Origin of the sequence: Ochrobactrum sp. BTU2 (genome assembly GCF_024539785.1) — a bacterium.
Classification (GTDB): Bacteria; Pseudomonadota; Alphaproteobacteria; order Rhizobiales; family Rhizobiaceae; genus Brucella; species Brucella anthropi.
The window spans coordinates 167267-191735 of record NZ_JAHWRG010000004.1 but is presented as its reverse complement, the minus strand read 5'-3'; the positions used below and the strand labels follow the sequence as shown (position 1 = coordinate 191735).

The window sequence follows — 24469 nt, the reverse complement described above, 5'->3', positions numbered from 1 at the left end:
TCAGGCTCTGGCGGTCTGCAAATGGTGTGGTTCTGCGCTTCAGGTGCTCACGTACGCAAAGTACGCTCCGCTCCGGTTCTCGAACCTCACCATTTTCGTCTCGCCATAGCCAGAACCTCAATGAACCTTTGGCGCTTTAAAGTTAAGGCCGGTGCATTGCACCGGCCTTTTTATTTGATGAAGGGAAACATGATGAAAGATTGGTCTGCAAAGCAATATCTGAAGTTTGAAGACGAACGCAGCCGCCCGGCACGTGATCTTCTGGCCCAGATACCGGTCGATAAGCCGCGCAAGGTTGTCGATATCGGCTGTGGACCGGGTAACTCGACGGAGCTTCTGGTTGAGCGTTGGCCGGAAGCTGATGTTTCCGGCTTCGATACATCGCCAGACATGATCGAGAAGGCCAAGGTCCGCCTGCCGAAGGTGGATTTCACCATCGGCGATGTGGCGAGCTACGAGCCGGATGCGGAAACCGATGTCCTCTTCTCCAATGCCGTTTTCCAGTGGCTGCCGGATCACATCAAGCAGATGAAACGCCTCTTGTCGCTGCTTCGTCCCGGCGCGGTGCTGGCCGTCCAGATGCCTGACAATATGGGCGAGCAGACCCATGTCGGTATGCGTGACGTCGCAAAAACAGAGGCCTTTGCTGCCAAGATCGGCGCCAAGGGCAGGGGACCTCTGCCCCCGGTGATGGAATATTATAATGCGCTCGCCGGTCAGGCCGCCCGGCTCGATATATGGCACACGGTCTATAACCATCCGCTGGATGGCGTTGATGCGATTGTGGAATGGGTAAAGGCGACCGGATTGCGACCGTTTCTCGATCCGCTCGATGAACAGGAGCAGGCCGACTATCTGAAGGCTTACAAGGCGAGGATTGCGCCGCATTATCCGGTGGCAGTAGACGGGAAAGTCCTGCTGCGTTTTCCGCGTATTTTCTTGGTTGTTCAGAAGAGATAGTTGCCCGAAGATCGCTCTACACGGGGAATTGATCGATTGCCCGTGTAGGAAAATACAATTATTTTATAATTATTTCAATGTCTTATATTGGCAGCTCATCGCTCGGCAACGTCAATCGTTCATTTGAGCAATTTCTAATATTGGAATAGATTGCATGCAAACGATTTTGTTCCTATGGTCTGGCCGCGTCCTGAAACCGCTCTAAATATGAGCCGTCATGATCGTAACGCCGCGATGCGCGCCATCCCCGTTGCGATTTCGTTCAGGAGGCCGGTTTCGATGCTCTTGCTCCGTTTTTATTTTTCAATGGGAATGAACGCCGAGGCCGCCGGTTCAAGGACTGTTTCAGGCGTCTTTGCGTCTTCGCAATAGATCCAAGCAGCGTGATTTCGACCGGGAGGACATTTCAAATACGAGCCTGCTTTCGGGTTGAAATGCAGTTCGTAGTTTTATGTTTACGAAGTGAAACAATCGCCGATTTCGGTAATCCCTGCTTGGGGTCGGCGGCTTGCAGGCTGTTTGAGAACCGCCTGCTATCGGGAGTTTTCAGAATGAACAATGCAGAAATGCATGCTGACGCCAATGGCGAGGTCGAAGCGGCACATGATGCCCATGACACGCGCCGCCGCGTCTTTGCCATCGTGGCCAGCGCATCGGGTAATCTGGTGGAGTGGTACGATTTTTACGTCTATTCCTTCGGTGCGCTTTATTTCGCATCGCAGTTTTTCCCTGCGGAGGACCAGACCAGCCAGTTGCTGAATGCGGCTGCGATTTTTGCGGCTGGCTTCCTCATGCGCCCCATCGGTGGCTGGCTGTTTGGTCGCATTGCCGACAAGCTTGGTCGGCGCACATCCATGCTGATTTCGGTTACGATGATGTGCCTTGGCTCTTTCGCCATCGCCATTTTGCCGACCTATGAAACGATAGGTGTTCTGGCGCCATTCCTGCTGTTGATCGTGCGCCTCTTGCAGGGCCTTTCCGTGGGCGGCGAATACGGCACTACCGCTACCTATATGAGTGAGGTGGCGCTGGCCGGGCGCCGTGGCTTCTTCTCCTCGTTCCAGTATGTCACGCTGATTGGCGGGCAGTTGCTCGCTGTTCTTGTGATCGTGGTCCTGCAGTTCTTCCTGACATCGGACGAGCTTCATGCCTGGGGCTGGCGCATTCCATTCGCCATTGGCGGTGTTGCAGCCATCGTCGCGCTTTTTCTGCGGCGGACCCTTCACGAGACCTCGACGGAAGAAACCCGCAACAACAAGGCGGCGGGCAGCTTCGCCAATATCTGGAAGAACCATCGCAAGGCCTTCCTTGTCGTCGTCGGCTTCACGGCTGGCGGTTCGCTCGCCTTCTATACTTTCACCACGTATATGCAGAAATATCTGGTCAACACGGCTGGCATGAGCAAGGAAACGGCCAGCGAAACCATGACCTTCGTGCTGTTGGCCTATATGTTGATGCAGCCGCTTTTCGGCGCGTTGTCCGACAGGATCGGCCGCAAGACGATGATGATCGGCTTTGGCGGCATTTCAATCTTGACCACAATCCCGCTCATGACGTTGATCGGTTCGGTGCAGAGCTCGACCTGGGCATTCATCTATATCGTGATCGCTCTGGCGGTTGTCAGCATGTACACCTCCATCAGCGGCATCGTGAAAGCGGAATTGTTTCCGGCGGAAGTGCGGGCGCTGGGCGTCGGATTTTCCTACGCCATCGCCAATGCGATCTTTGGCGGCACGGCTGAATATGTGGCGCTCTGGTTCAAGCAGCAGGGCATGGAAAGCGGCTTCTTCTGGTATGTGACCGTGATGATGGTGATCGTCTTCGTCGTCAGCCTTGTCATGCCGAACCCGCGTGAACATGGATATCTGCAAGGCCACGGCACCGAATAGCCGGTGTTCTATCGCGTATCAAACGCCGCCTCCGGGCGGCGTTTTCACATCTCCACGGCTTCGTCGTCTTCGGGCGACAGAAGGCGCGTGGCGCGCCATTCGGTCAGCTTGGTGTTGATCGCATCCAGCACGAAGAAACGCGCTGAATCCTTGTCATATCCATCATCCCGCAGTGCATCGTAATCAGTATGCGTGTGGCGCACATGCGCGACTGTCGCCAGCCACACGGCAGTAGATGGTGGCAACGTCTTCATATGGGGGCTGAGCGCCGCAGCGCGGATCGGTTCTGAATCCGAATAGGGTACTGCCGGAAGCAGGAGCGTCAGCGATTTGGCGATTGCCTTCTGGCGCATTGTGCCTGCACGCATGGCTTATCCTTACAGTCAGTTATTGAGGCGAATCCTTCGTCTGCTTCATTGTGCCACGAAAATCGCTTGCGCAGGAATTACTTTTCATATAAACATATCTTTATATCTTTACGGATTGCCGCGATGGGCCGTAAATGAGGTGATGGATCAATCAAGAGCGGAAGGCATGACCGGTTTGCAACTGCAACTCGATCTGATGGTAGATGTGCTGAAGGCGGTGGCTGAACCAAGCCGCTTGCGTATTTTGGCGCTTCTTTCGCGCGGTGATCTCACCGTCTCCGACCTGACGACGATATTGGGGCAATCCCAGCCGCGGGTTTCGCGCCATCTGAAGCTGCTTGGAGAAGCCGATCTTATCGATCGCTATCAGGAAGGCGCGTGGGCCTATTTCCGTCTCGCCGACAATGCGATCAGTGGCGATCTTGCACGTGGGCTTTTGGCTCGTCTCGACAAGGCGGATGCGCTGGTTGAGCGCGACATGGAACGCCTGTCGCAAGTGAAGTCCAGCCGTCAGGAAAAGGCGGCCGCCTATTTCAGCGCCAATGCCGGCAGCTGGGATCAGATTCGCAGGCTGCATGTTTCCGAGAATGCGGTTGAAGTCGCGCTTAAGAAAGTTATCGGTGACAAGCCGTTTCAGGCGATGCTGGATGTCGGCACCGGCACGGGTCGGTTGCTGGAGCTTTTTGCCCCGCTTTACCTTCGTGGTGTCGGCATCGACATCAATCGTGACATGCTGTCTGTAGCGCGAGCCAATCTCGATCTTGCAGCCATCGGCAATGCGCAGGTTCGCCAAGGCGATGTCTATGCGCTGCCTGTAGAACGTGAGAGCTTCGATCTGGTGACTATTCATCAGGTTCTGCACTTCCTTGATGATCCGCTTGCAGCCATTCGTGAAGCGGCGCGGGCTTTGCGCCCCAACGGACGGTTGCTGATCGTCGATTTTGCGCCGCACAAGCTCGAATTCCTGCGTGAGGAACACGCCCATTTGCGGCTTGGATTCAGCGACGAGCAGATGCTGGGCTGGATGAGAGATGCCGGTCTTGAGCCGGAAAAGACACTGGAACTGGAGCCGAAGGCGGCCAATGGAGAAGAGGGGCTGACGGTGAAGCTATGGCTCGCCCGCGACCCACGCCTTCTCATTGCCGATCCGGCTTCGCATGTCTCCCAAAAGTGGGAACCGGTTTTGGGATAAAGACAATGCGACAAAAGCAGATAATGAGCATGACGGAGACAGTTTGATGGGTTTTTACGGTCTTTCCCGCCGACCGGATGTTGGCCAGACCACCCGGGTATCGTTCGAATTCTTCCCGCCCAAGTCGGAGGAAATGGAACAGCGTCTCTGGGATACGGTGACGCGGCTCGCTCCGCTACAGCCCGAATTCGTCTCCGTGACTTATGGTGCCGGTGGTTCCACGCGTGAACGTACGGCGCGTACCGTGGCGCGCATCCTTAAGGAAACCGATGTCAAACCAGCGGCGCACCTGACTTGCGTGGATGCGACACGCGAGGAAGTCGATCGTGTCGTGCGTGAATTCGCGGCTCTCGGTGTCAACCGCTTCGTGGCGCTGCGCGGCGATCCGGCGGCGGGTATTGGTGAGAAATATGTGCCGACGCCGGGTGGTTATCAGAATGGCGCTGAACTGGTTTCCGGTTTGCGCAATATTGCCGATTTCGACATTTCGGTTTCCGCCTATCCTGAAAAGCATCCGGAAAGCCCGGATTTTGCGACCGATATCGATATGCTGAAGCGCAAGGTCGATAATGGTGCGACGCGGGCCATCACGCAGTTCTTCTTCGAGAATGACCTTTACGAGCGTTATGTCGAGCGCGTGCGCCGTGCCGGTATTTACATCCCGATCGTTCCAGGTGTCCTGCCGGTGCATAATTTCAAGCAGGTCAAAAACTTCTGCGCGCGGTCGGCGACGCATATTCCGAGCTGGCTGGCGGAGCGTTTCGAAGGACTGGACAATGATCCGCAGACGCATCAGCTGGTCGCCGCGGCAATTGCCGCCGAGCAGGTGATGGATCTGATCGAACGCGGCGTGCAGGATTTCCATTTCTACACGATGAATCGCGCCGATCTGCCCTTTGCGATCTGTCACATGATCGGCATAAGGCCGAAGACGGAAGCAGCTCTGGAAGTTGCCTAAGATAAAGAAAGCCCGGCGGTGACGCCGGGCTTTTCATTTTCGTGCGGGTCGGCCTATCCTCAAAACCGAAGCCGCCGTAATGGTTTAGGCTAATTCCCCTAAGGGATGACGCCTGCTATCAACGCTGCAACAAATGCAAATGCCGCACAGATCATGAGGACATTCAAAGATCGCGTAAGTCCCATTGGTCTGTCTCCTTCATATGCGCCCGGGTGACCGGACGCGCGCTGGTAGGAAGCTGGAATCTAAGCGCAAAACGCCTCGAACAAAAGAAGATTTCGTGCTGCAATCTGGCGTGATGGAGAAATAAACCTATCGTTTACCACCTAAACTATTGAAATATTTGACTAGAAAAATTTGTTCACATTTCATGAAAAAGACACCGAACTGCCACGTTTGGTACTGTTTTCGCCGTAGTTGCCACCGGCTTTTGGCGATGTTTTTTGCGCTTTTTAGCGAATTAGCGCCAAATATGCCGACAAGGTGAGGATAGATATCACTGTCGAGTAGAGGATGACGTTGGAGGTTATCGCCGCCTCGCGACGATAATGCTCAGCCAGCATGAAGGGGCCCGTGCCGGTCGGAAGTGCGGCAAGAAGAGCAGCGCTTTGTGCGAGCAGGGGAGGCAGTCCGAATACATAGACCGCCAGCAGCCAGGTTGCGAGCGGCTGGACGATGAGCTTGACCGAAACAAGAAAAGCGATGGCATTGACGCTTTCGCGTTCGATCTTGCGCGGCTGGGCGAGGAACAGGCCAAGCGCCACCAGTGCGCAAGGAGATGCGGCACCACCGAGCATCTTCAGGAAGGTTTCGGCCGGGGCAGGGATGGTGAGTCCCAGAAAGGACACCAACGCGCCGAGCGCCGGAGCGACAAGCAGTGGATTGCGGATCAGGGACCGCATGACTTTCCAGATGAGATGAAGCGGCTTCTTCTCTGTCTGCAGGCCGATTTCGATCAGCACGATCGCAAAAGCAAACGTGACGCAGACGGTGATGATGATCGAAATGGTGGTTGCTGCCAAAACGCCTGACCCGAAGGCGATCATCGAAAGCGGAATGCCCATATAGCCGGTATTCGGGTAGGCGGCGTTCAGCCCGTCAAGCGCGGTATCCGCCAGAGGTAGCTTTCCACGCCGTCGCACCAGAAAGGGCAATGCGAAAGCAATGGCGCTCGAAAGCAGAAACACTGCGATGAAGCCCGGCTGCCAGAGTTCGCTGCCATGCGTATTGGCCATGATGTCGAAGAGAAGAGCAGGCAGCGCCAGATAGACGACGAAACGGTTCAGCTCCGCTATCGCATGAGGCCCGAGTATTTTCAGCTTGAAGGCACCCCAGCCGGAGAAAATCAGCGCAAAAACAGGAAGGACGACAATCAGCGTTGTGAGCATGGGGCGCATTTCACTTCAGGAAAAGAAAAGGCGCGGTTTTTTGAACCGCGCCTTGTCGAGTTAGAGCCTATCGAGAAGCTCTTGTGTCGGCCATGAATCGGCAGGCATTCCAAGGCGCATCTGTTCGGCGCGCACGGCATCGCGGGTCAGGAGACCGAACACGCCGTCGATCTTTTCGCCCATGTCGTAACCGCGGGCCTGGAGTTTGGTCTGAAGTTCCTTTAACTGGTCCTGTGTCAGACCCGGAACTGGATTACCCGGATCGAAGGCAGGTGCACCAGCCAGACGTGTTGCGAAATAAGCAGCCGTTGTGGCGTAGACGATGGACTTGTTCCATTCCACGAACACGTCGAAGTTGGGATAGGACAGGAAAGCCGGTCCCTTGCGGCCCAGCGGCAGTAGAAGCGACGCGTCGCCATCATCGGGGCCGAGTGGACCGTTGAGGCCCATCACACCTTGCTCAGCCCACCAGGAATGTGGCTTGCGGTTGGTGCGGATCGCTTCTTCCCAAGGCAGATCCTTGGTCAGGCGAACTTCCTCCAGCCAAGGTTGGCCACGCTTCCAGCCGAGTTCCGAAATCATGCGGCCTGCGGTCATCATGGCATCGGGAACGCTGCTCTTCAGATCGACCTTGCCATCGCCGTCGCCATCGACGCCACGTTCAAGATAATCCTTCGGCAGAAGTTGCATCATGCCGATTTCGCCAGCCCATGCGCCGGTTGTTGCTGCATCGACGACGCCTTGATCGAATAGCTTGAGAAGGGCAATCAACTGCGGGCGGAACAGATCCGGACGGCGGCAATCATAGGAGAGGGTGACAAGTGCATTCAGCGTGTCGAAATCACCCTGAATGGCGCCATAGTCGGTTTCAAGCCCCCAGAACGCGGCAAGGACTGGCCCCGGAACGCCATAGGTATCTTCAACCTTCTTGAAGACGTCGGCATATTTGGCCAGATTTTCACGACCCTTCTTCAAACGCGCTTCCGAGATGAGGCGCTTGGAAAACTCGGTGAAGGTCAGGTTGAAAACAGTCTGCTTGCGGTCGCGATCAAGCACCTTTTGCTCAAGCATGGCCTTGTGCAATTCGGCGATGCCCTTTTCGCCGACACCGGCGTCGCGGGCTTCCTTGGTCAGATTGTCCATCCACTGGCCGTAATCGATCTCGCATTCCGGCTTGGGAAGATTGACGGTGTTTTCAGTTGGCGTCGCAGCAGGCGCCGGAGACGCGGCGGCCTGTGCACCCGACATGGTTGTCGATGCAAGCAAGGCGGCTGCGATAACTGAAGCAAAAAACTTCATTGGTAACTCACACTAATAGATTGGGAGCAAAAGGCTCCCTTTCGGGGATTGTTTTAGCTATTGCCCCAACAAGCCCCGGAAATGAAGCAAAACTTGGTGTGAACTGCCAAACTGCGCCGTGTTAGCGGACCTTGTTGCTTTCCAGCCACTTTTTCCACGAGTTGGTATCGCCTGCGAAGACATTGATATCGGCGTCGCCCTTAATGCCGGGAATGGAGCCGGTGCCGGTATATTGCCAGAACGTCCACGGATGCGGGCCGTACTTCTCGTCCGGATGACCGGCAACGGAGCGCAGCCAGAACGGATAGTCTGCCATCTGCCGCAAGTCGTTGTCATCGAAGAAATCGACCGTCGTGTAAACAATCGGGCGTTTGCCGTAATGCTTTTCCAGCGCCTGCAGGAAGATGCGCATTTCCTTGCGCACAACGGCTGCGTTGGGGCGCAGCTTGCAGGTTGGCGATTGCGGGTTCCACTCCATATCGAGAACGGGTGGAAGCGCGCTCGGATCACGCGGCACGTTCTGGATATACCAGCGGGCCTGTTCGATGGCCGGGCGGCAGAAATAGTAGAAGTGATAGGCGCTCCGTGCGATGCCTGCCTGATGGGCGCCGTTCCAGTGTTCCTTGAAACGGTCGTCGACGCGGTCACCGCCCTCTGTCGCCTTGATGAAGGCGAAGGAAATGCCGCTGGCGCGCACGGCGCTCCAGTCAATGTTGGTCTGATATTTGGAAACGTCTGTGCCGTGAATCGGATAGTGCCAGGGCGTTTTGCCGGTCCAGTCGTGCGGGTCGCGATCACCGAAGCGCGGTGCCTTTACCGAGCCGGACGGCGGTGCGATCCGGGCCACCGAGCTGCCCGATTTCTTTACGTCGGAAAAGTCGTAATCCACCGTCGTGCAGGCGGAGAGAAGTAAAGCGCCGAGGGCGAGAATGCTGCAGCTGGCCAGACGGTTCATATAGTGGTTCCGTGTCGCGAATCAGTCCTCTAACGGTTACGCGATCCGGAGGCGGACGTCACCAGTCTGGCGGGCAAGTTTGGTGCTAATCTGTGGCAGAGGGTGGCATTGTCGAACGAACAACCGTTATCCAGGCAAAGCCGCGATAAAGAATGCGCTTCTCAACGACAGCACTGCGTTCCTGCGCAAGCTGGTCGCAAACCGCGAACAAGTCGCTGCGCGGTGTGACATGGAACCATTCCAGCCATTGGAAGAGTGCCTTTCCGAACCAGCGCGGCAGCCGGGCCTGATCGCCAAAATCGACGATATGCAATTCTCCGCCCGCATTGAGGTGCCGGATGCTTTCACGAATGACCGACTGCCATTGCGGTATCATCGATACGGCATAGGAAATGAAAATCCGGTCGAAGCCAGCTTGCCCGAACAGTCGTTCTGGATCGAACTGGGCCGCATCCGCACGATCAAGCCGGACGCGATCTTCGATGCCAGCGCGCTCCGCCGCCCGGCGTGCCGTATCCAGCATTTCTGCTGAAATATCGATGCCGAAGAGTTTTGCATCGGGGTAGTTTTCTGCAGCTTTTATCAGATTGCGGCCGGTGCCGCAGCCGATCTCCAGAACTGTGCCGTCCTTGGGTACGGACAGTCCTGCGATCATGGGGTCGCGACCCAGAAGATAGTATTTGCGGGTCGCGTCATAGAAGTGTCGCTGACGACGGTAGACCCGATCCATGAGGTTGGCATGGTCTATACCCTGAACGCTCCATGGGCTGCGCGACATGTCAGGCATCCTTCAGCGCATAAAGATGGAACCCGCCATAGATCGACGAGCGATCGCGGTCGTGCAGGGTGCGGGATTCGTCGGCTTGATATTCCCAGCGATCCAGAATCTGCGGTGCCACCCGTCCTGGAAGCAGGCTCGGTTCGGCTGCGGTACGAAAGATGACACGGGCATTTGGTGCTGCCGTACGGGTGATTTCACTCCAGAGGGCATTGAGCTGCTCGTCATTCATCCAGTCCTGCGCATCCAGCAGGATATAGCGGTCGACGGATGCCGCAGGCTTGGCAGCGAGAAAATCGGTATAGCTTGCGTTCTGTACGGTCATGCGATCAGCGCGTGTGCGTACTGTTTCAAAATTGGAGCGTGACAGATAGGGCGGGAGAGGCCCGGTTTCCTCATTGCCGCTATAGCCGCGCCCGAACGCCTGCCAGGCGAAATAATTGTCGGTAAGGGGGAAACCGCAAGCGAGTTTCTCAAGACGACTGCGCAGGACAAGCGCCATGTCGCCGTTTCCTGCAGTGGCAAGGGCATCATATTGCTGTGGCGGTATGCCCAGTCCGAAAAGGGATGATTTGCGGGCCGTGGCCCAGCGCACCATGCGTTTTTCAAAGAGCGGGGCAAGCGCCGTGTCGAAGAAGCTACGCTGCTCTTCCATTGTGCGCGCCTTCAAGATGTCGCGCGGATCGATCCCGTAGAGGCGCGCCACGCGATGGCCCATGCCGATGAAGACGCCAAGCAAGCCGTGGCGATAGAGGTCGCGCCAGAAAATGGAAATACGTTGGCGGCCATTCCATTTGCGTTTTTCCCAATAGTCGCGGCTTTCGCTGTCCAGATGCGGGCGGATGAAGCGCTTGTAGGCGGCAAGATTGGTCTTGTCGTCGGCTTTCCCGTAAAATCGGTAGAATGCATCGTAGTCGGGCAGGTTTTTGACAGCCGCAAGCTTCAGCCGGTTGAACGCGACGTGTGCCTGATTGAGATCGACCGCCTCCACACGTGCCGGATCGGCGGTCAGGTAGGACATGGCATTGCATCCGCCGGACGCGATGGTGACGATGCGATGGTCCGGCTCTATAGCCAGAGCTGCCATATCAACTTCCGGGTCTTCCCATATCTGCGGATAGACCAGCCCTTTGAACAGCCAGGCAAACAGCCTTTCAGAAAAGCCTGCCCGCGAGAGGGCGCTGTTCTGGGTCACGGCCTGCTTTAGAATTGTGTCGGCTGATGCTTGCTGTGTCATCAAAAATTCCCCTAATGCACGAATCCCGACTTTGATTTTGCCAAGTTAAACATCGTCCAATGACAGGGGCGTGACGAATTAATTGCGGGTTTTTAAACCAGATGAATGCGGCTATACGCCTGTAATACTGTCGCTTTATTACGGTCGGTAAGACTATTTGAGAGAACTTTTTCGCGCCGTTGCCGTTTTCTTGTGTGACGGTCCGAGTCGACGGGATTTCTGTGTCGATGAGTGACCGTAAAGGTGATTGGCCGGATCAACCGGTCACGCACGGAGAAAACAGAGAGAGGCGTTTGGCAATATTGCCATTTAATGCCTGAAACCAGGCCAACGAGCCTGATCTAGGAAGGAGAGCCAACGTGAAGAAGTTTCTGATTGCTTCTGTCGCCGCCGTATCGCTTCTCGGCCTTGCAGCGTGCAATGACAAGAAGGACGACACGAGCAACGCACCGGCACCATCCGCGCCGGCAGCGCCCTCGAACAATGACACGACGACGACGCCAGCCCCGGCAACTCCGGCACCGGCTACCCCGGCGCCAGGTACAGGGACAGCGCCTTCCAACTAAGGTTGGGAAGTCGTGATGCACTAGCATGCGGGTGGCGATCCGGTTTCCGGGTCGCCATTCGTGCCAATAGGCTTCGGTCAAAGGCTTTAGACCAATGGCTTTAAGCCAATGGTTTTAGGATTGAGATGAACGTTAAAGCAACCATGTCGGGAAAAGACGGGCATTCTGCGTTTTCCGTGTTTCAACGCAGGCTCGGTTCGGTTATGGCTTTTGTCATGAACCGTAACTTCCTGTTTTTCATCTCTGCGATTGTTCTTGTTGTGCTTGCCGCTTGCGGCAAAGGAGACGACGAGATTGCTGCCACTACGAATGGCAGCGAGCAGGGCGCCGCTGCTGTATCGCAGCCTGCCAAACCGGCAGAAAGTGGAAGCACGGAGAAAGGCCCCGATCTGGTCAAGTCGCTCCGCGACAGTTCCGGTGTGGTGAGCCCGGAAGAGAAGGCAGCAGCCATTGAACGCGCACGGACCAATGCCGTTGCCGCGGCAAAATCTGTCGGTCAAACGGATCAGCAGGCACAGACGGCTGGACAAGCAGCAGCCACGGCCGCACAGCGTTCCTTCGACGAACGCGAACCCCAGCAATAAGCGTTCGTTGCGGAACTCGGCAACAATCTAAGCCAATGTCCTGATATTCTTTCTAAATGTTTGTTTTTTAGACTTTCGCTCGCCTGGGCGGTTTTCAGTTCATTCGGAATTCTATAGAAAAGTCCCATGTCGATTTGGGTTCGCATCGGTGAGTTTGTCACTTACGTGGCGTCGAATGCCATTACTGGCGTTATCGAAGCCGTGCGCACCGTTTTCGAAGGTGACGCCGATACACGGCGCCGGGTGGCCTTCTCCATTGCGATGATCGCGCTTTCAGCCAAGATGGCCAAGGCCGACGGGGTCGTCACACAGGACGAAATCCGCGCCTTTCAGGATATATTCGCCGTGCCGAAGGAAGAGACGGCGCATGTTGCGCGGCTCTACGATCTCGCCAAGCAGGATGTCGCTGGCTATGAATCCTATGCGCGTCAGCTCGCCGGATTGTGTAGTGAAGGACAACCCGATTGCCATCTGCTTGAGGATATCCTCGACGGTCTTTTTCATATAGCCACCGCTGACGGCTATGTGCATGAAAAAGAGATGGCCTTCCTTGCAGGCGTTGCGGATATTTTCGGCTATGATGAAGTCGCTTTCGATCGTATCTCGATCCGGCATGTCCAGCGCGGTGCTGACGATCCTTATGCCATTCTGGGGCTGGAGCGCGGCGTTTCCTTCGAGATGGCCCGCAAGCGCTATCGTTCGCTGGTCAAGGAACATCATCCGGACCGGCTGGTGGCAGAGGGCTTGCCGCTTGAATTCATAACCATTGCCAACAGGCGTCTGGCAGCGATAAACGCTGCCTGGGCAAGCATTGAGAAGAATCTGGAGGCTGCATGAGCAGCGTGCGCGAAATCGAGAGCGAGTTGTTGCGGGAGCTGGCGCTTGACCGGCCCGATTTTGCCGGTGCAACGCTTGATCCGTCACCCAATTTCGGTCCGCGTCGCGACGGCAAGGTGCCCGCCTTTCTCATTCTCCATTATACCGGTCTGGCGACTGCCGAAGAGGCCGTGCAGGTTCTTAAATCGCCAGATATGGAAGTTTCCGCGCATTACCTTGTCCATGAAGACGGGCGGATCGTGCAGATGGTTTCGGAAAAGGCCCGTGCCTGGCATGCGGGCAAGAGCTTCTGGAAGGGCGAAACGGACATCAATTCGGCCTCCATCGGCATTGAGATCGTCAATCCGGGTAATCTTGAAGACTATCCGCCGTTCAAGGATGCGCAGATCGATGCGGTCATCCGCCTCTGCCGCGATATATGCGAGCGTTATACCATCAAGCCGGAAAATATTCTGGCCCACTCCGATATTGCACCTTCGCGCAAGACAGACCCGGGCCATAACTTCCCCTGGAAGCGGCTCCACGAGGCGGGTATCGGCCACTATATCGAGCCGACGTCGATCCGCGGCGGGCGGTTTCTGGCACGTGGCGAAAACGGCCAGCCGGTCGAGGCGTTGCAATCCATGCTGGCACTTTATGGCTACGAAATCGCCATCACTGGTGTCTTCGATGAAGGCACCGAGACTGTGATTAAGGCCTTTCAGCGACATTTTCGGACACAAAATGTGGACGGGGTGGCTGATGTATCTACTATAGATACCCTCTACAGGCTAATTTTTTCCCTGCAGAATGTTACCGCCTGACGAGATGCAGGCGGTTAATCTCTCTATCCAGCGTTGATTCGTATTTCTGTAATGATTTCATAAAAATAGATCGATCCAGCCCGGTTGCAGAAGGGTTGTGACGAAGGTTTACGCCGCGTTTGCGTGAATCACGAATGTTACAACCTGTAAGACTATTTTACTTTTACAACCAATCTTCGGCTGCATTTGCCCGGCACTTCATCGCTCAATCCCAGCGGACAAGGGCCTGACAACCCATATCGGGCGGGATCAAAAAACAGGACTGTTTTTACCCAAGACAGACAGTCTGAGAAAAGAAACGTTCCAAGACGGTAGGTTATGAAAATTAAATTTGTTGTTGTTTGCGCCCTTGTTGGCGCGATGAGTTCGTTTGGCCTGAATCCAGCACTGAGTGCCCCTTCAACTGAACCGACCAACCTCGCAGCTCTCCTCAAGGCACGCCAGCAGAACAAGACTGCCGAGGCGGAAAAGCCAACCAAAGCGCCGAAGAAGGCATCGGTCGTCAGCCGCCGTGCGGCTCCGACTGCCAAGAATTCTACGGGCAAGGGTTCTGCTGCTAAGCGTTCGCAGTCGAAGGACACGACTGCCCGTAACGCCAAGAGCGGCGGCGCTTATTCAAGCATCATCAATCGTTACGCATCGACCTATGGCGTGCCTTCCGCACTTGCCCATGCGGTTGTGCGTCACGAAAGCAATTTCCAGCCGAATGTGCGTGGCAAGGCCGGTGAAATCGGCCTGATGCAGATCAAGCTCTCGACCGCACGTGGCCTCGGCTACACGGGTTCAGCCAAGGGTCTCTATGAGCCTTCCACGAACATCCAGTTCGGCATGAAGTATCTGGCCCAGGCGCAGAAGCTCGGCGGCGGCAGCACTTGCGGCACGATCCTGAAGTACAATGCCGGTCACGGCGCAAAGCGTATGAACCCGACCTCGGCGAAATATTGCAGCTCGGTCAAGGCCTATATGCGCGCGCTCTGATGCATTTTCAGGATGCGAATGCAGATTTACGTCGGCGGTCGCGTAGAGTACAGGCCGCCTGATGTGAACGGAAAGCCGACAGTGGAGACACTGTCGGCTTTTCTGTTTCCGGTGACTGCAGATTTTTTCCGGAATCCGGTTCCACTGTTCCGCTATCGTTGCTATATGCGCGCTGTCAGTCGGTCGGGCAGCCGCGCTTGTCATATGCCGAAAGGCGGCAGGTGAGGAAAGTCCGGGCTCCATGGAAACACGATGCCGGGTAACGCCCGGCGGGGGTGACCCCAGGGAAAGTGCCACAGAAAGCAGACCGCCCCGTCTTCCGTACCGTTGCGCAACGAAACGGCAGGGATGACGGGGTAAGGGTGAAAGGGTGGGGTAAGAGCCCACCGCGTCTGCAGCAATGCAGACGGCACGGTAAACCCCATCGGGAGCAAAACCGAATAGGGACGGCGCGCTGGCTCGCAAGGGCCGGCAATCGGTTTCCGGATCAGCCGTCCGGGTGGGTTGCACGAGGCGGGTGGCGACATCCGTCCCAGATGAATGGCTGCCACGTCGGGCGAAAGCCCGGCCATACAGAACCCGGCTTACAGACCGACTGACAATTTTTTCTAGAGCGGCTTCTATTTTAAAAGAAGCGTTGGAACCGCTCCAACTGTTTGTGTTGTCGCATTGCCCTACGCAAAACCGTTTCATGTTTTTGCTGGAAATGCTCCTAATCGACTGCTTCAGCATTCAAACGCAAGAAACGGATAGTTGCGTTACTGCCGGGACTTTAATTGGGACCTCCACGAAATCACGGAGGTTCAGTATGTCCAGTTTGAAAGACAAGGTCGCAATCATCACCGGTGCATCGTCGGGAATAGGGCGGGCTGCTGCATTGCTTTTTGCCAGAGAGGGCGCAGCCATTGTGCTGAATGCTCGCGGACTTGCCGGTCTAGAACGTGTTGCGGAGGAGATCGCGGCGTTTGGCGGAAAGGCGCATTGTGTTGCTGGCGATGTCTCGGAAGCTGAAACGCATGAGGTACTTGCTGCGGCAGCGAAGGATACATTCGGCGGCCTTGATATAGCCGTCAACAATGCTGGCACGGTCGGCCCTATCGCGCCGCTTGCCGAAATCGCGCCCGATGATTGGGCGGGGGTGCTGGCAGGTAATCTGACCTCGGCGTTTATGGGAGCGAGATCACAAATCCCTCTGATGCTTGAAAGGGGTGGAGGCTCGATTGTCTTCACCTCGACATTTGTCGGCACGAGCGTCGGCATTCCGGGCATGTCGGTTTACGGAACCTCGAAGGCAGCTCTCATGGGTATGGTGAAGGGCATAACCGCCGATTACGGCGCCCGTGGTATCCGGGCAAATGCGCTCTTGCCGGGTGGTGTCGATACGCCGATGGGCGGAGATGAAAAGCACAAGGAATGGGCTGCAGGCCTGCATGCGATGAAACGGATCGCCCAGCCCGAAGAAATCGCTCAGGCCGCGCTGTTTCTGGCAGGCCCGATGTCGAGTTTTGTCGCGGGTTCGGCGCTTTACGCCGATGGCGGCAATGCGGCGGTGAAGTAAAAGAATGGGCGGCTTCAAGATACGGAGCCGCCCATTCGAAAAGCCTCGGGAGGGGCTTAAATTGGCACGCCGGACAGGAAATCGTAGATCAGCTTCATATTCAGCACGACGATGATTGCAGCGGTAATGGCAGCAAGCAACGTCACCCAGCGCGGCGCGACCAGCGATCCCATCTTCTTTTTCTCCGCCGTGAACATCACGAGTGGAATGACGGCAAAGGGTAGCTGAAGGCTCAACACGACCTGAGACAGGATCAGAAGCTCTGTCGTTCCCTGCGAACCGTACATGATCGTCACGACGGCAGCGGGAACAATGGCCACGAAGCGGGTGATCGCACGGCGCAGCCACGGCTTCAGGCGAATATCGATGAAGCCTTCCATGACGATCTGTCCGGCCATCGTCGCGGTGATGGTCGAGTTCAGGCCACAGCACAGAAGCGCAATCGCAAAAAGCGTTGGCGCAAGGGCTGATCCCAGCAGCGGGTTCAAAAGAGCATGGGCCTTGTCGAGATCTTCGACCGCAGTATTGCCGGTGGCGTTGAAGCTTGCAGCAGCCAGGATCAGGATTGATGCATTGACCAGCAGCGCGAATGTCAGCGCAATGGTGGAATCCCATGTCGCAAAGCGTATGGCTTCGCGCTTTTCAGCGGTCGTGTGGCCGTAATCGCGTGTCTGGATGATGCCCGAATGCAGATAGAGATTATGCGGCATGACCGTGGCGCCGATGATACCAAGGGCGATATAAAGCATGTCCGGATTGCGGATGATGTCGGTTGTTGGCGCAAAGCCCTTGATGACTGCGCCCCATTGCGGCTGCGCCATCAGAATCTGAATAAGGAAGCAGAGCGCAATCACGCCCAGAAGGGTGATGATGAGCGCCTCGACACGGCGAAATCCCTTGTTCTGGAGATAAAGAACCAGAAGCACATCGGCAGCAGTGATGATGACACCGATTTCCAGCGGAATGCCGAAGAGCAGGTTGAGGCCGATGGCGGTGCCGATGACTTCCGCCAGATCGGTGGCGCAGATTGCCAGTTCGGCCAGGAACCAGAGCGGCCATGCGAGAAAGCGCGGATAGGCATCGCGGCAAGCCTGTGCCAGATCGCGGCCGGTTGCGACGGCAAGACGTGCGCAAAGCGCCTGCAGGAGCACGGCCATAAGATTGGACAGCAGCACAACGGATAGCAACGTATAGCCGAAGCGAGAGCCACCAGCGAGCGAGGTGGCCCAATTGCCGGGGTCCATATAGCCAACGGCTACCAGATAGCCGGGACCGAAGAAGGAAAGTGCGCGACGGAACTTTGAACCTGAACGATTGACTCGGATCGAGCGGTGGACATCGGACATGGATGCTTCGCCGCGATCACGTCGCCAGCCTTCAAATGTTACTTCGCCAGCGCCGGAGGGGCCTGCTCCATGGGGTGCCATACTCAATGCCTTGGGTGTTTATGCAGTTGCAAACTATTTGCATTAAATATGCCAATGATGGGAGGGCGTCAACCGGGGGCGGGGCATCACAAATCATAAGCTTGTGATGCATAGTGTGTGGGTCCATCGCATTTGGATTGAAGCAAATGTCCGTTTTCGGGCAACTGCTGAGCGCAAACCGCCTTCAAAAAATCCCTGTTGAAAATTATGGGGCTGGCACAGTTCTGTAGAAGTGCTGAGCCAAAGGATAACGCTTCATTAAGCTTAATATCCGATAACTGACGAACGAATCCGCCATGTCGCCACGTTGACGGCAAATGGGCGGAATCCGCAAGCAAAACACGAAAGCATGTTTCCTGAAGTTGGGAACCGATTTTGGAACAAAACATGCGTGAAAACAAAAGATTGAAGCGCGAGACGCTTTAAAAACGGGCCAAGTACCCGGGAAAGGATCGGAATGATGGCAAGCCTCGGCGGAGACAATTCTCAAGCCGAAGGGGCTGAAGTCCGTCACGTTCCGGTGCTGATCGCCGAAGTGATCGACGCCCTGAAGCCTGTATCTGGCGCAGTGATTGTCGATGGGACATTCGGTGCTGGCGGGTATACGCGTCGCATACTGGAAGCGGGAGCGGACGTGATCGCGATTGACCGCGATCCGACCGCAATCGAAGCCGGGCGGGCGATGGAAAAGCAGTTTCCGGGCCGGCTCGATCTGGTCGAGTCCCGGTTCTCTGCTCTTGATGAAGCAGTCTCGAAGGTTAAGGGAGCAGGCAGCAAGGTGGACGGCGTTGTGCTCGATATTGGCGTATCGTCGATGCAGATCGATGAGGCCGAGCGCGGCTTTTCCTTCCAGAAGGATGGTCCGCTCGACATGCGCATGTCGAAAAAAGGACCAAGCGCTGCCGATGTGGTGAACCGTCTCAAGACCGGTGATCTTGCCCGCATCTTCAATTTTCTGGGCGAAGAGCGCCATGCAGGCCGCATTGCACGCATGATCGACAAGCGCCGGACCGCACAGCCTTTCACGCGTACGCTCGATCTTGCCAATGCCATCGAAACGCTGGTGGGACGCAATCCGAAGGATCGCATCCATCCGGCGACGCGGGTTTTTCAGGCGCTGCGGGTCTATGTGAATGACGAGTTGGGCGAACTGGCGCGGGCGTTGCTTGCTGCCGAACGCATCCTGAAACCGGGCGGCCGGCTGGTTGTCGTGACCTTCCATTCGCTCGAAGACCGCATGGTGAAGCGCTATTTCGCTGACCGCGCCGGCGGTAGTGCCGGATCGCGTCATCTGCCGGAAACACATGTCCGTCTGCCGAGCTTTACGCCCGCGGTCAAGGGCGCTGTTGGCCCGACCGCAGAGGAAGAAGAACGAAATCCACGTGCGCGCTCGGCGAAGCTGCGCGCTGGAATAAGGACGGAAAATCCGCCACTGGAAGACGATTTATCGCTTTTCGGACTGCCCAAACTGCCCGAGACGAACGAACTGGCCCGGAGTTGAACGAGTGCTGCGTACTTTCGACATCATCATGATAGCGGCGATGCTGGTGGCGGCGACCGTCACCTACACGATCAAATATGACGCGGAAAAGCAGATCGCGGTGATCGCCAAGCTGAAGCGACAGATCGACTCCGAAAAGGACACGATCACGCTCTTGCGCGCCGACTGGGCATTGATGACCCAGCCTGGTCGCCTGCAAAGTCTCGTTGGTGTCTACGAAAAGGAACTCAACCTCCAGCCGATCGAAGCCGAACAGCTTGTGCTGGGTGTCCACGAAATTCCGGAACGTCCGGTTGACGATATCCAGAAGATCATCTCCGGCAGCGACGAACTGCTTGCAAGCGGCGTGCTTGAAAAGGATGCCATCACGACCGGCAGCGTCAAGAAAAGCGGGGCGAGGCACTGATCATGCGGCTGAGACTTTTCGGGAAAAAGAATATGCAGGCAGATGACGGTGTTGAGCCGGTTGGCGATGAAAAGCTGGCCGGCAACATGGCGTTTGTCGGCTCGCGCAAAAAGCATGGCAACCGCGCGCGCAATCGTCTCTGGATGGCGATCGCCTGCTTTGTCGGCATCTATGGTGTGATGGGTGGCAAGCTCATCTATTTCGGTGTCATCGGCGGCGAAAATGAGGATAATGCAGGCCCGGCGGTTCACCAGCTCGCGTCGCGCCCGGATATTCTCGACCGTAACGGCGAAATCCTCGCGACCGACATCAAGACTGCTTCGCTCTATGCGGAGCCGCGCAAGATCGTCGATCCCGACGAAACCATCGAAATGCTGTCGACGGTGCTGCCCGATCTTGATTGGGAAGCGACATATAAGCGTTTGAAAAGTGGCGCCGGTTTCGTCTGGATCAAGCGTGGACTGACGCCCCGCCAGCAGAGCCAGATCATGGCGCTCGGCGTGCCGGGCATCGGCTTCCGTACGGAAAAGCGCCGCTTCTATCCGGGTGGCCCGACCGCGTCGCATATCCTCGGTCTCGTCAATGTCGACAATCAGGGCATTGCGGGCATGGAGAAATATATCGACAGTCAGGGGCTGACCGATCTGCGTTCTGTCGGCCTTGCGACCGGACAGTCGCTGGAGCCGGTGCGCCTCTCGATCGATATTCGTGTACAGCACATCATGCGTGACGTACTCGTCAAGGCCATGGAACGCTACCGGGCAATTGCTGCCGGTGCTGTGGTGCTGAACGTCAAGACCGGCGAAGTGATCGCCATGGCATCGGTGCCGGATTTTGATCCGAACAACCCGGTCCATGCTCTGGACAAGGACCGCCTGAACCGCATGTCGGCAGGCACCTATGAAATGGGTTCGACCATCAAGAGCTTTACCACGGCGATGGCGCTCGATTCCGGTAAGTTCAACCTGCAGTCGAAACTCGATGCCAGCCGTCCGCTGGTGTTCGGTCGCCAGACGATCCGTGACTTCCACGGCAAGGGCCGCTGGTTGACGCTGCCGGAAGTCTTCATCTTCTCGTCTAATATCGGTTCGGGCCGCGAGGCGGATGCCGTTGGCATTGAAGGCCATCGCGCATTCCTGAAGAAGATCGGCCTTCTCGACCGCATGCAGACGGAGTTGCCGGAAGTGGCGCGTCCCGTTGAACCGCGTGTGTGGAAGAAGGTCCATTCGATGACCATTTCGTTCGGCCACGGCATGATGACGACGCCGTTGCAGACGGCGGTCGGTGCGGCTGCGCTGATGAATGGCGGCAAGCTGATGGAGCCGACTTTCCTGATGCGCACGCAGGCTCAGGCTGATCAGGTGGCCAAGCAGGTCATTCATCCACAGGTTTCTGCGGATATGCGTTACCTCTATCGCCTCAATGCGACCGCCCAGGGCGGCTCCGGCAAGCGGGCCACTGTTCCGGGCTATCGCGTCGGCGGCAAGACCGGTACGGCGGAAAAGGTGGTGCATGGCCGCTATTCGAAGGATGTGCGCTTCAACGCATTTCTGGCGTCATTTCCGATGGATGATCCGACCTATGTCGTGCTGACCATCATCGACGAGCCGAAGCCGGAAGAAGGCAAGTTCAGCGCAACCGCGGGTCTCAATGCAGCACCGATGGTTTCGGAGATCATCCGCCGGTCTGCTTCGTTCCTCGGCGTGAAGCCCGATTTCCAACTCGAAGCCCAGCCAGCAATGGTTAGCAATTTAAGCGGCAAGCCTGATTTTCAACAGGAAGTGCCGCCAGCAATGGTTTCCAACGAATACGACTGATTCGCATAAAGCAGCCCTTGCAGCGAAACGCGCACAACTGAATCTGGATTTGGTATGACCATGAAACTGAAGGAAATCGCTCTCTTTAAGGAACTGGCCTCCGGCGATGCCGGTGAGGTGGAGATCACCGGCGTCACGTCGGACTCCCGCAAGGTCGAACGCGGTTTTCTTTTCGCAGCGTTGAAAGGCGTGAAAGCAGACGGTGCGGCTTTTGTCGCCGATGCCGTCAAGCGCGGCGCCAGCGCCATCATCGCAGGCAAGGATACGGCTATCGCTGACGCAGGCGTCCCGGTTCTTCATGTCGATGATCCCCGCCTTGCATTGGCAGTAGCTGCGGCGCAGTTCTATGGCAAGCAGCCACAAGTTATGGTTGCAGTTACAGGCACCAGCGGCAAGACTTCCGTCGCGTCCTTTACCCGGCAGATTTGGGCCTATGCCGGTTTTCCGGCGGCGAATATCGGCACGACCGGCGTGTTTTCGCCGACGCGCAGCGACTATAATTCGCTGACAACACCCGATCCGGTGGAGTTGCATCGTGTTCTGGCAGAGCTTGCCGATGAAGGCGTGACCCATGCGGCCATGGAAGCCTCATCGCATGGCCTTGATCAGCGTCGTCTCGATGGTGTCAAGCTCGCTGCCGGTGCGTTTACCAATCTCGGTCGTGACCATATGGATTATCACGCGACCATCGAGGAATATCTTGGCGCGAAGATGCGTCTCTTCAACACGCTTTTGCCGAAGGGTGCGCCAGCCATCATCTTCTCCGACGATCATTTCTCGGCGCAGGCCATCGAGGCGGCGACGCTTGCTGGATGCGACGTGAAGACGGTCGGACGAAAAGGCAATTTCATTGCTCTCAAGCGGGTCGAGCACGAGCGTTTCCGCCAGCATGTCGAAGTGCGCATCGGCGATGAGATTTTTGAGATCGAACTGCCGCTCGCCGGAGATTTTCAGGTCGCAAATGCGCTGGTTGCCGCAGGGCTTGCCATGGTTACGGGCGTTCCGGCTGCGGCTGCAATGCGTGCCTTGGCGCTCCTCAAAGGCGCACCGGGACGGCTCGATCTCGTCGGTGCGACGGAAGATGGCGCTCCAGCCTATGTCGATTACGCCCATAAGCCTGAGGCGTTGGAAAATGTTCTGACTTCGGTGCGTCCGTTCACGACGGGCCGGGTGATCGTGGTCTTCGGTTGTGGCGGCGACCGCGACAAGGGAAAGCGTCCGATCATGGGCGAAATCGCCTCGCGACTGGCGGATGTGGCAATCGTCACGGACGACAATCCGCGCTCGGAGGTTCCAGCCCAAATCCGCTCGGAAATCATGGCAGCAGCGCCGGGCGCGACCGAAATTGGTGATCGTCGAGAGGCTATCTTTACCGCTGTTTCCATGATGCAGGCGGGCGATACGCTGGTCGTTGCAGGCAAGGGGCATGAAGAGGGCCAGATTGTCGGCAGCATTACCTTGCCGTTCTCTGATCATGCGGAAGTTGCAGCAGCACTTGCTGCCCGCCTTGAGGAGCGCTCGGAATGAGTGACTGGCTCTGGACATCCAACGATATGGTTGAAGCCATGGAAGGCAGGCCCTTTGGCAACCTTCCCGGCGGCATAACCGGCATCTCAATCGACAGCCGTTCGCTGAAACCGGGCGAGGCTTTTTTCGCCATCAAGGGCGAACAGTTCGACGGGCATGATTTCGTAACCAGCGCCATGGCCGCTGGTGCGGGTCTTCTTGTGGTGGCCGAGCATCGTCTGCCCGCATTCGGCAATTCCAAAGTACCGATGATCGTGGTCGAGGATGTGCTTGAGGCCCTGACCAAGCTTGGCATTGCCTCGCGGGCACGCTCGAAGGCGCAGATCATCGCGGTGACGGGTTCCGTCGGCAAGACGACGACCAAGGAAGCCCTGCGTCACGTTCTTTCGGAAGTCGGCAAGGTCCATGCTTCTGTGGCGTCGTTCAACAATCATTGGGGTGTGCCGCTGACGCTTGCGCGCATGCCTGCCGATACGGATTACGGCGTTTTCGAAATCGGCATGAACCATCACGACGAAATTCGTCCGCTGGTGAAGATGGTGCGCCCGCATGTGGCGCTGATCACGCTGATTGCACCGGCACATCTTGGTCATTTCGCCAATCTGGAAGAAATCGCCGTTGCCAAGGCGGAGATTTTCGAAGGCATAGTTCCAGGCGGCTATGCGCTTCTCAATCGTGATGACAAGCGCTTCAAACAGCTGGAAGAACTGGCCGAAAAGGCTGGTGTCGAACACATTGCCACATTCGGCGAGAACGCCCGGTCCGACTATCGTCTGCGCGAAGTGAAGCTGCACCCAACCTGCTCTTGCATGACGGTCAAAATCGGAACGCATGAAGCAGCCGTGAAGGTTGGTATGCCGGGCCGTCATATTGTGCAGAACATGCTCGCCGTTCTTGGGGCCGCTGATCTGGTCGGAGCTGATATCGCCAAGGTGATGATGGCCATGGCGACGCTTTCTGCCGAAGGCGGTCGCGGCGCGCGCCATGTGCTTCAGCATCCTGAAGGAACCTTCACGCTGATTGATGAGAGCTACAACGCCAATCCGACCTCGATGCGCGCAGCCCTGTCGTTGTTGCATTCGACCACACCGGAAGGCTCGCGTGGTCGTCGCATCGCAGTTCTGGGGGACATGCTGGAGCTTGGCCGTCAATCGGGCAAACTTCATGCCGATCTCGCGCGCCCGATCGTGGATGCTGAAGTGAACACGCTTTTTATCGGTGGACCGGACATGTCGGCGCTGAAAAATGCCTTGCCGGTTGAAATTCAGACCGAGTACAGGCAAAGCACCGACGAATTGTTGCCGCTGGTGATCAAGGCGGTCCGTCCGGGCGATGTCATCATGGTGAAATCGTCGAAGGGGATCGGCTTTTCCAAAATCGTCAAGACGTTGATCAGCCAGTTTCCGCCGGTGGAACCCGCGGAGTAAGCGGTATTTGAGGG

General features: G+C 56.7%; 21 protein-coding genes, 1 other RNA gene and 1 pseudogene. 16 read left to right on the top strand and 7 right to left on the bottom strand.

Annotated features, from left to right (window positions below):
• Positions 1 to 192: 192 nt before the first annotated feature.
• Both tam and KWJ32_RS13310 read left to right on the top strand, forming a co-directional pair.
• Positions 193 to 960, top strand: coding sequence for a trans-aconitate 2-methyltransferase (gene tam / locus KWJ32_RS13315; protein WP_012091728.1), 768 nt, complete (start codon positions 193 to 195; stop codon positions 958 to 960).
• 551 nt (positions 961 to 1511) lie between these two features.
• Positions 1512 to 2849 (top strand): MFS family transporter, encoded by a 1338-nt coding sequence (locus KWJ32_RS13310; RefSeq protein ID WP_012091729.1) that lies wholly within the window; start codon positions 1512 to 1514, stop codon positions 2847 to 2849.
• Between the two features lie 44 nt (positions 2850 to 2893).
• On the opposite strand, the gene KWJ32_RS13305 is transcribed toward KWJ32_RS13310, so the two are convergent.
• A complete protein-coding gene (locus tag KWJ32_RS13305; protein ID WP_010659706.1) occupies positions 2894 to 3217 on the bottom strand; it encodes a DUF2293 domain-containing protein in 324 nt (107 codons plus the stop codon).
• A 166-nt stretch (positions 3218 to 3383) separates the two neighbouring features.
• Here KWJ32_RS13305 and KWJ32_RS13300 point away from each other — a divergent pair, with 166 nt between their 5' ends.
• Together KWJ32_RS13300 and metF are read left to right on the top strand one after the other, a co-directional pair.
• A complete protein-coding gene (locus tag KWJ32_RS13300) occupies positions 3384 to 4409 on the top strand; it encodes a metalloregulator ArsR/SmtB family transcription factor (protein WP_010659707.1) in 1026 nt (341 codons plus the stop codon).
• Between the two features lie 46 nt (positions 4410 to 4455).
• Positions 4456 to 5367 (top strand): methylenetetrahydrofolate reductase [NAD(P)H], encoded by a 912-nt coding sequence (gene metF, locus KWJ32_RS13295; protein WP_012091731.1) that lies wholly within the window; start codon positions 4456 to 4458, stop codon positions 5365 to 5367.
• 452 nt (positions 5368 to 5819) lie between these two features.
• On the opposite strand, the gene KWJ32_RS13290 is transcribed toward metF, so the two are convergent.
• The 5 genes from KWJ32_RS13290 to KWJ32_RS13270 all read right to left on the bottom strand — a co-directional run bounded on the left by KWJ32_RS13290 (position 5820) and on the right by KWJ32_RS13270 (position 11024).
• Positions 5820 to 6755 carry an AEC family transporter gene (locus KWJ32_RS13290; RefSeq protein WP_012091732.1) on the bottom strand — a complete coding sequence of 312 codons (936 nt, stop codon included), beginning with the start codon at positions 6753 to 6755 and terminating at the stop codon, positions 5820 to 5822.
• Between the two features lie 60 nt (positions 6756 to 6815).
• Positions 6816 to 8054 carry a lytic murein transglycosylase gene (locus KWJ32_RS13285; RefSeq protein WP_151610095.1) on the bottom strand — a complete coding sequence of 413 codons (1239 nt, stop codon included), beginning with the start codon at positions 8052 to 8054 and terminating at the stop codon, positions 6816 to 6818.
• 121 nt (positions 8055 to 8175) lie between these two features.
• The gene (locus KWJ32_RS13280; RefSeq protein ID WP_151610093.1) at positions 8176 to 9009 is read right to left on the bottom strand and encodes a GH25 family lysozyme; all 834 of its coding nucleotides are present in this window, start codon (positions 9007 to 9009) and stop codon (positions 8176 to 8178) included.
• Between the two features lie 85 nt (positions 9010 to 9094).
• On the bottom strand, positions 9095 to 9787 hold the full coding sequence (locus KWJ32_RS13275; RefSeq protein ID WP_010659711.1) for a class I SAM-dependent methyltransferase: 693 nt from the start codon (positions 9785 to 9787) through the stop codon (positions 9095 to 9097).
• 1 nt (position 9788) lies between these two features.
• Positions 9789 to 11024: a DUF3419 family protein gene (locus tag KWJ32_RS13270; protein WP_094513927.1), complete on the bottom strand. Its 1236-nt coding sequence runs from the start codon at positions 11022 to 11024 to the stop codon at positions 9789 to 9791.
• A gap of 359 nt (positions 11025 to 11383) precedes the next feature.
• On the opposite strand from KWJ32_RS13270, the gene KWJ32_RS13265 reads away from it, so the two are divergent.
• From KWJ32_RS13265 to KWJ32_RS13235, 7 genes and pseudogenes are all read left to right on the top strand, one after another.
• Entirely contained in the window at positions 11384 to 11590 is a 207-nt protein-coding gene (locus KWJ32_RS13265) for a hypothetical protein (RefSeq protein ID WP_010659713.1), read from the top strand.
• Between the two features lie 165 nt (positions 11591 to 11755).
• Positions 11756 to 12174: pseudogene (locus KWJ32_RS13260) on the top strand (hypothetical protein).
• Positions 12175 to 12300: 126 nt separating this feature from the next.
• Entirely contained in the window at positions 12301 to 13011 is a 711-nt protein-coding gene (locus tag KWJ32_RS13255; protein WP_012091738.1) for a DnaJ family molecular chaperone, read from the top strand.
• Positions 13008 to 13814 (top strand): N-acetylmuramoyl-L-alanine amidase, encoded by an 807-nt coding sequence (locus KWJ32_RS13250; RefSeq protein ID WP_012091739.1) that lies wholly within the window; start codon positions 13008 to 13010, stop codon positions 13812 to 13814. The genes KWJ32_RS13255 and KWJ32_RS13250 overlap by 4 nt, the downstream gene beginning before the upstream one ends.
• Before the next feature lie 318 nt (positions 13815 to 14132).
• A complete protein-coding gene (locus tag KWJ32_RS13245; protein WP_010659717.1) occupies positions 14133 to 14792 on the top strand; it encodes a transglycosylase SLT domain-containing protein in 660 nt (219 codons plus the stop codon).
• Between the two features lie 175 nt (positions 14793 to 14967).
• Positions 14968 to 15395: RNase P RNA component class A (rnpB, locus tag KWJ32_RS13240), an RNA gene on the top strand.
• A gap of 205 nt (positions 15396 to 15600) precedes the next feature.
• Positions 15601 to 16350 carry an SDR family oxidoreductase gene (locus KWJ32_RS13235; protein ID WP_012091740.1) on the top strand — a complete coding sequence of 250 codons (750 nt, stop codon included), beginning with the start codon at positions 15601 to 15603 and terminating at the stop codon, positions 16348 to 16350.
• 56 nt (positions 16351 to 16406) lie between these two features.
• Here the strand turns inward: KWJ32_RS13235 and KWJ32_RS13230 are convergent, their stop codons facing one another.
• On the bottom strand, positions 16407 to 17777 hold the full coding sequence (locus KWJ32_RS13230) for an Nramp family divalent metal transporter (protein ID WP_012091741.1): 1371 nt from the start codon (positions 17775 to 17777) through the stop codon (positions 16407 to 16409).
• Positions 17778 to 18234: 457 nt separating this feature from the next.
• On the opposite strand from KWJ32_RS13230, the gene rsmH reads away from it, so the two are divergent.
• Genes rsmH through KWJ32_RS13205 form a run of 5 tightly spaced genes read left to right on the top strand, consistent with a single transcriptional unit; the run spans position 18235 to position 24455 of the window.
• On the top strand, positions 18235 to 19278 hold the full coding sequence (gene rsmH / locus KWJ32_RS13225) for a 16S rRNA (cytosine(1402)-N(4))-methyltransferase RsmH (RefSeq protein WP_012091742.1): 1044 nt from the start codon (positions 18235 to 18237) through the stop codon (positions 19276 to 19278).
• 4 nt (positions 19279 to 19282) lie between these two features.
• A complete protein-coding gene (locus tag KWJ32_RS13220) occupies positions 19283 to 19684 on the top strand; it encodes a hypothetical protein (RefSeq protein ID WP_010659722.1) in 402 nt (133 codons plus the stop codon).
• A gap of 2 nt (positions 19685 to 19686) precedes the next feature.
• Positions 19687 to 21501: a penicillin-binding protein 2 gene (locus KWJ32_RS13215; RefSeq protein WP_040129181.1), complete on the top strand. Its 1815-nt coding sequence runs from the start codon at positions 19687 to 19689 to the stop codon at positions 21499 to 21501.
• Positions 21502 to 21555: 54 nt separating this feature from the next.
• Positions 21556 to 23028 (top strand): UDP-N-acetylmuramoyl-L-alanyl-D-glutamate--2,6-diaminopimelate ligase, encoded by a 1473-nt coding sequence (locus KWJ32_RS13210; RefSeq protein WP_012091744.1) that lies wholly within the window; start codon positions 21556 to 21558, stop codon positions 23026 to 23028.
• Entirely contained in the window at positions 23025 to 24455 is a 1431-nt protein-coding gene (locus KWJ32_RS13205) for a UDP-N-acetylmuramoylalanyl-D-glutamyl-2,6-diaminopimelate--D-alanyl-D-alanine ligase (protein WP_010659725.1), read from the top strand. The genes KWJ32_RS13210 and KWJ32_RS13205 overlap by 4 nt, the downstream gene beginning before the upstream one ends.
• The last annotated feature ends 14 nt before the right edge of the window (positions 24456 to 24469 follow it).

Bases quoted from the DNA above. Each gene is read 5' to 3' on its own strand.
- tam (WP_012091728.1), top strand. From the start codon at position 193: ATGAAAGATTGGTCTGCAAAGCAATATCTGAAGTTTGAAGACGAACGC.
- KWJ32_RS13310 (WP_012091729.1), top strand. From the start codon at position 1,512: ATGAACAATGCAGAAATGCATGCTGACGCCAATGGCGAGGTCGAAGCG.
- KWJ32_RS13305 (WP_010659706.1), bottom strand. From the start codon at position 3,217: ATGCGTGCAGGCACAATGCGCCAGAAGGCAATCGCCAAATCGCTGACG.
- KWJ32_RS13300 (WP_010659707.1), top strand. From the start codon at position 3,384: ATGACCGGTTTGCAACTGCAACTCGATCTGATGGTAGATGTGCTGAAG.
- metF (WP_012091731.1), top strand. From the start codon at position 4,456: ATGGGTTTTTACGGTCTTTCCCGCCGACCGGATGTTGGCCAGACCACC.
- KWJ32_RS13290 (WP_012091732.1), bottom strand. From the start codon at position 6,755: ATGCTCACAACGCTGATTGTCGTCCTTCCTGTTTTTGCGCTGATTTTC.
- KWJ32_RS13285 (WP_151610095.1), bottom strand. From the start codon at position 8,054: ATGAAGTTTTTTGCTTCAGTTATCGCAGCCGCCTTGCTTGCATCGACA.
- KWJ32_RS13280 (WP_151610093.1), bottom strand. From the start codon at position 9,009: ATGAACCGTCTGGCCAGCTGCAGCATTCTCGCCCTCGGCGCTTTACTT.
- KWJ32_RS13275 (WP_010659711.1), bottom strand. From the start codon at position 9,787: ATGTCGCGCAGCCCATGGAGCGTTCAGGGTATAGACCATGCCAACCTC.
- KWJ32_RS13270 (WP_094513927.1), bottom strand. From the start codon at position 11,024: ATGACACAGCAAGCATCAGCCGACACAATTCTAAAGCAGGCCGTGACC.
- KWJ32_RS13255 (WP_012091738.1), top strand. From the start codon at position 12,301: ATGTCGATTTGGGTTCGCATCGGTGAGTTTGTCACTTACGTGGCGTCG.
- KWJ32_RS13250 (WP_012091739.1), top strand. From the start codon at position 13,008: ATGAGCAGCGTGCGCGAAATCGAGAGCGAGTTGTTGCGGGAGCTGGCG.
- KWJ32_RS13245 (WP_010659717.1), top strand. From the start codon at position 14,133: ATGAAAATTAAATTTGTTGTTGTTTGCGCCCTTGTTGGCGCGATGAGT.
- KWJ32_RS13235 (WP_012091740.1), top strand. From the start codon at position 15,601: ATGTCCAGTTTGAAAGACAAGGTCGCAATCATCACCGGTGCATCGTCG.
- KWJ32_RS13230 (WP_012091741.1), bottom strand. From the start codon at position 17,777: ATGGCACCCCATGGAGCAGGCCCCTCCGGCGCTGGCGAAGTAACATTT.
- rsmH (WP_012091742.1), top strand. From the start codon at position 18,235: ATGATGGCAAGCCTCGGCGGAGACAATTCTCAAGCCGAAGGGGCTGAA.
- KWJ32_RS13215 (WP_040129181.1), top strand. From the start codon at position 19,687: ATGCGGCTGAGACTTTTCGGGAAAAAGAATATGCAGGCAGATGACGGT.
- KWJ32_RS13210 (WP_012091744.1), top strand. From the start codon at position 21,556: ATGACCATGAAACTGAAGGAAATCGCTCTCTTTAAGGAACTGGCCTCC.
- KWJ32_RS13205 (WP_010659725.1), top strand. From the start codon at position 23,025: ATGAGTGACTGGCTCTGGACATCCAACGATATGGTTGAAGCCATGGAA.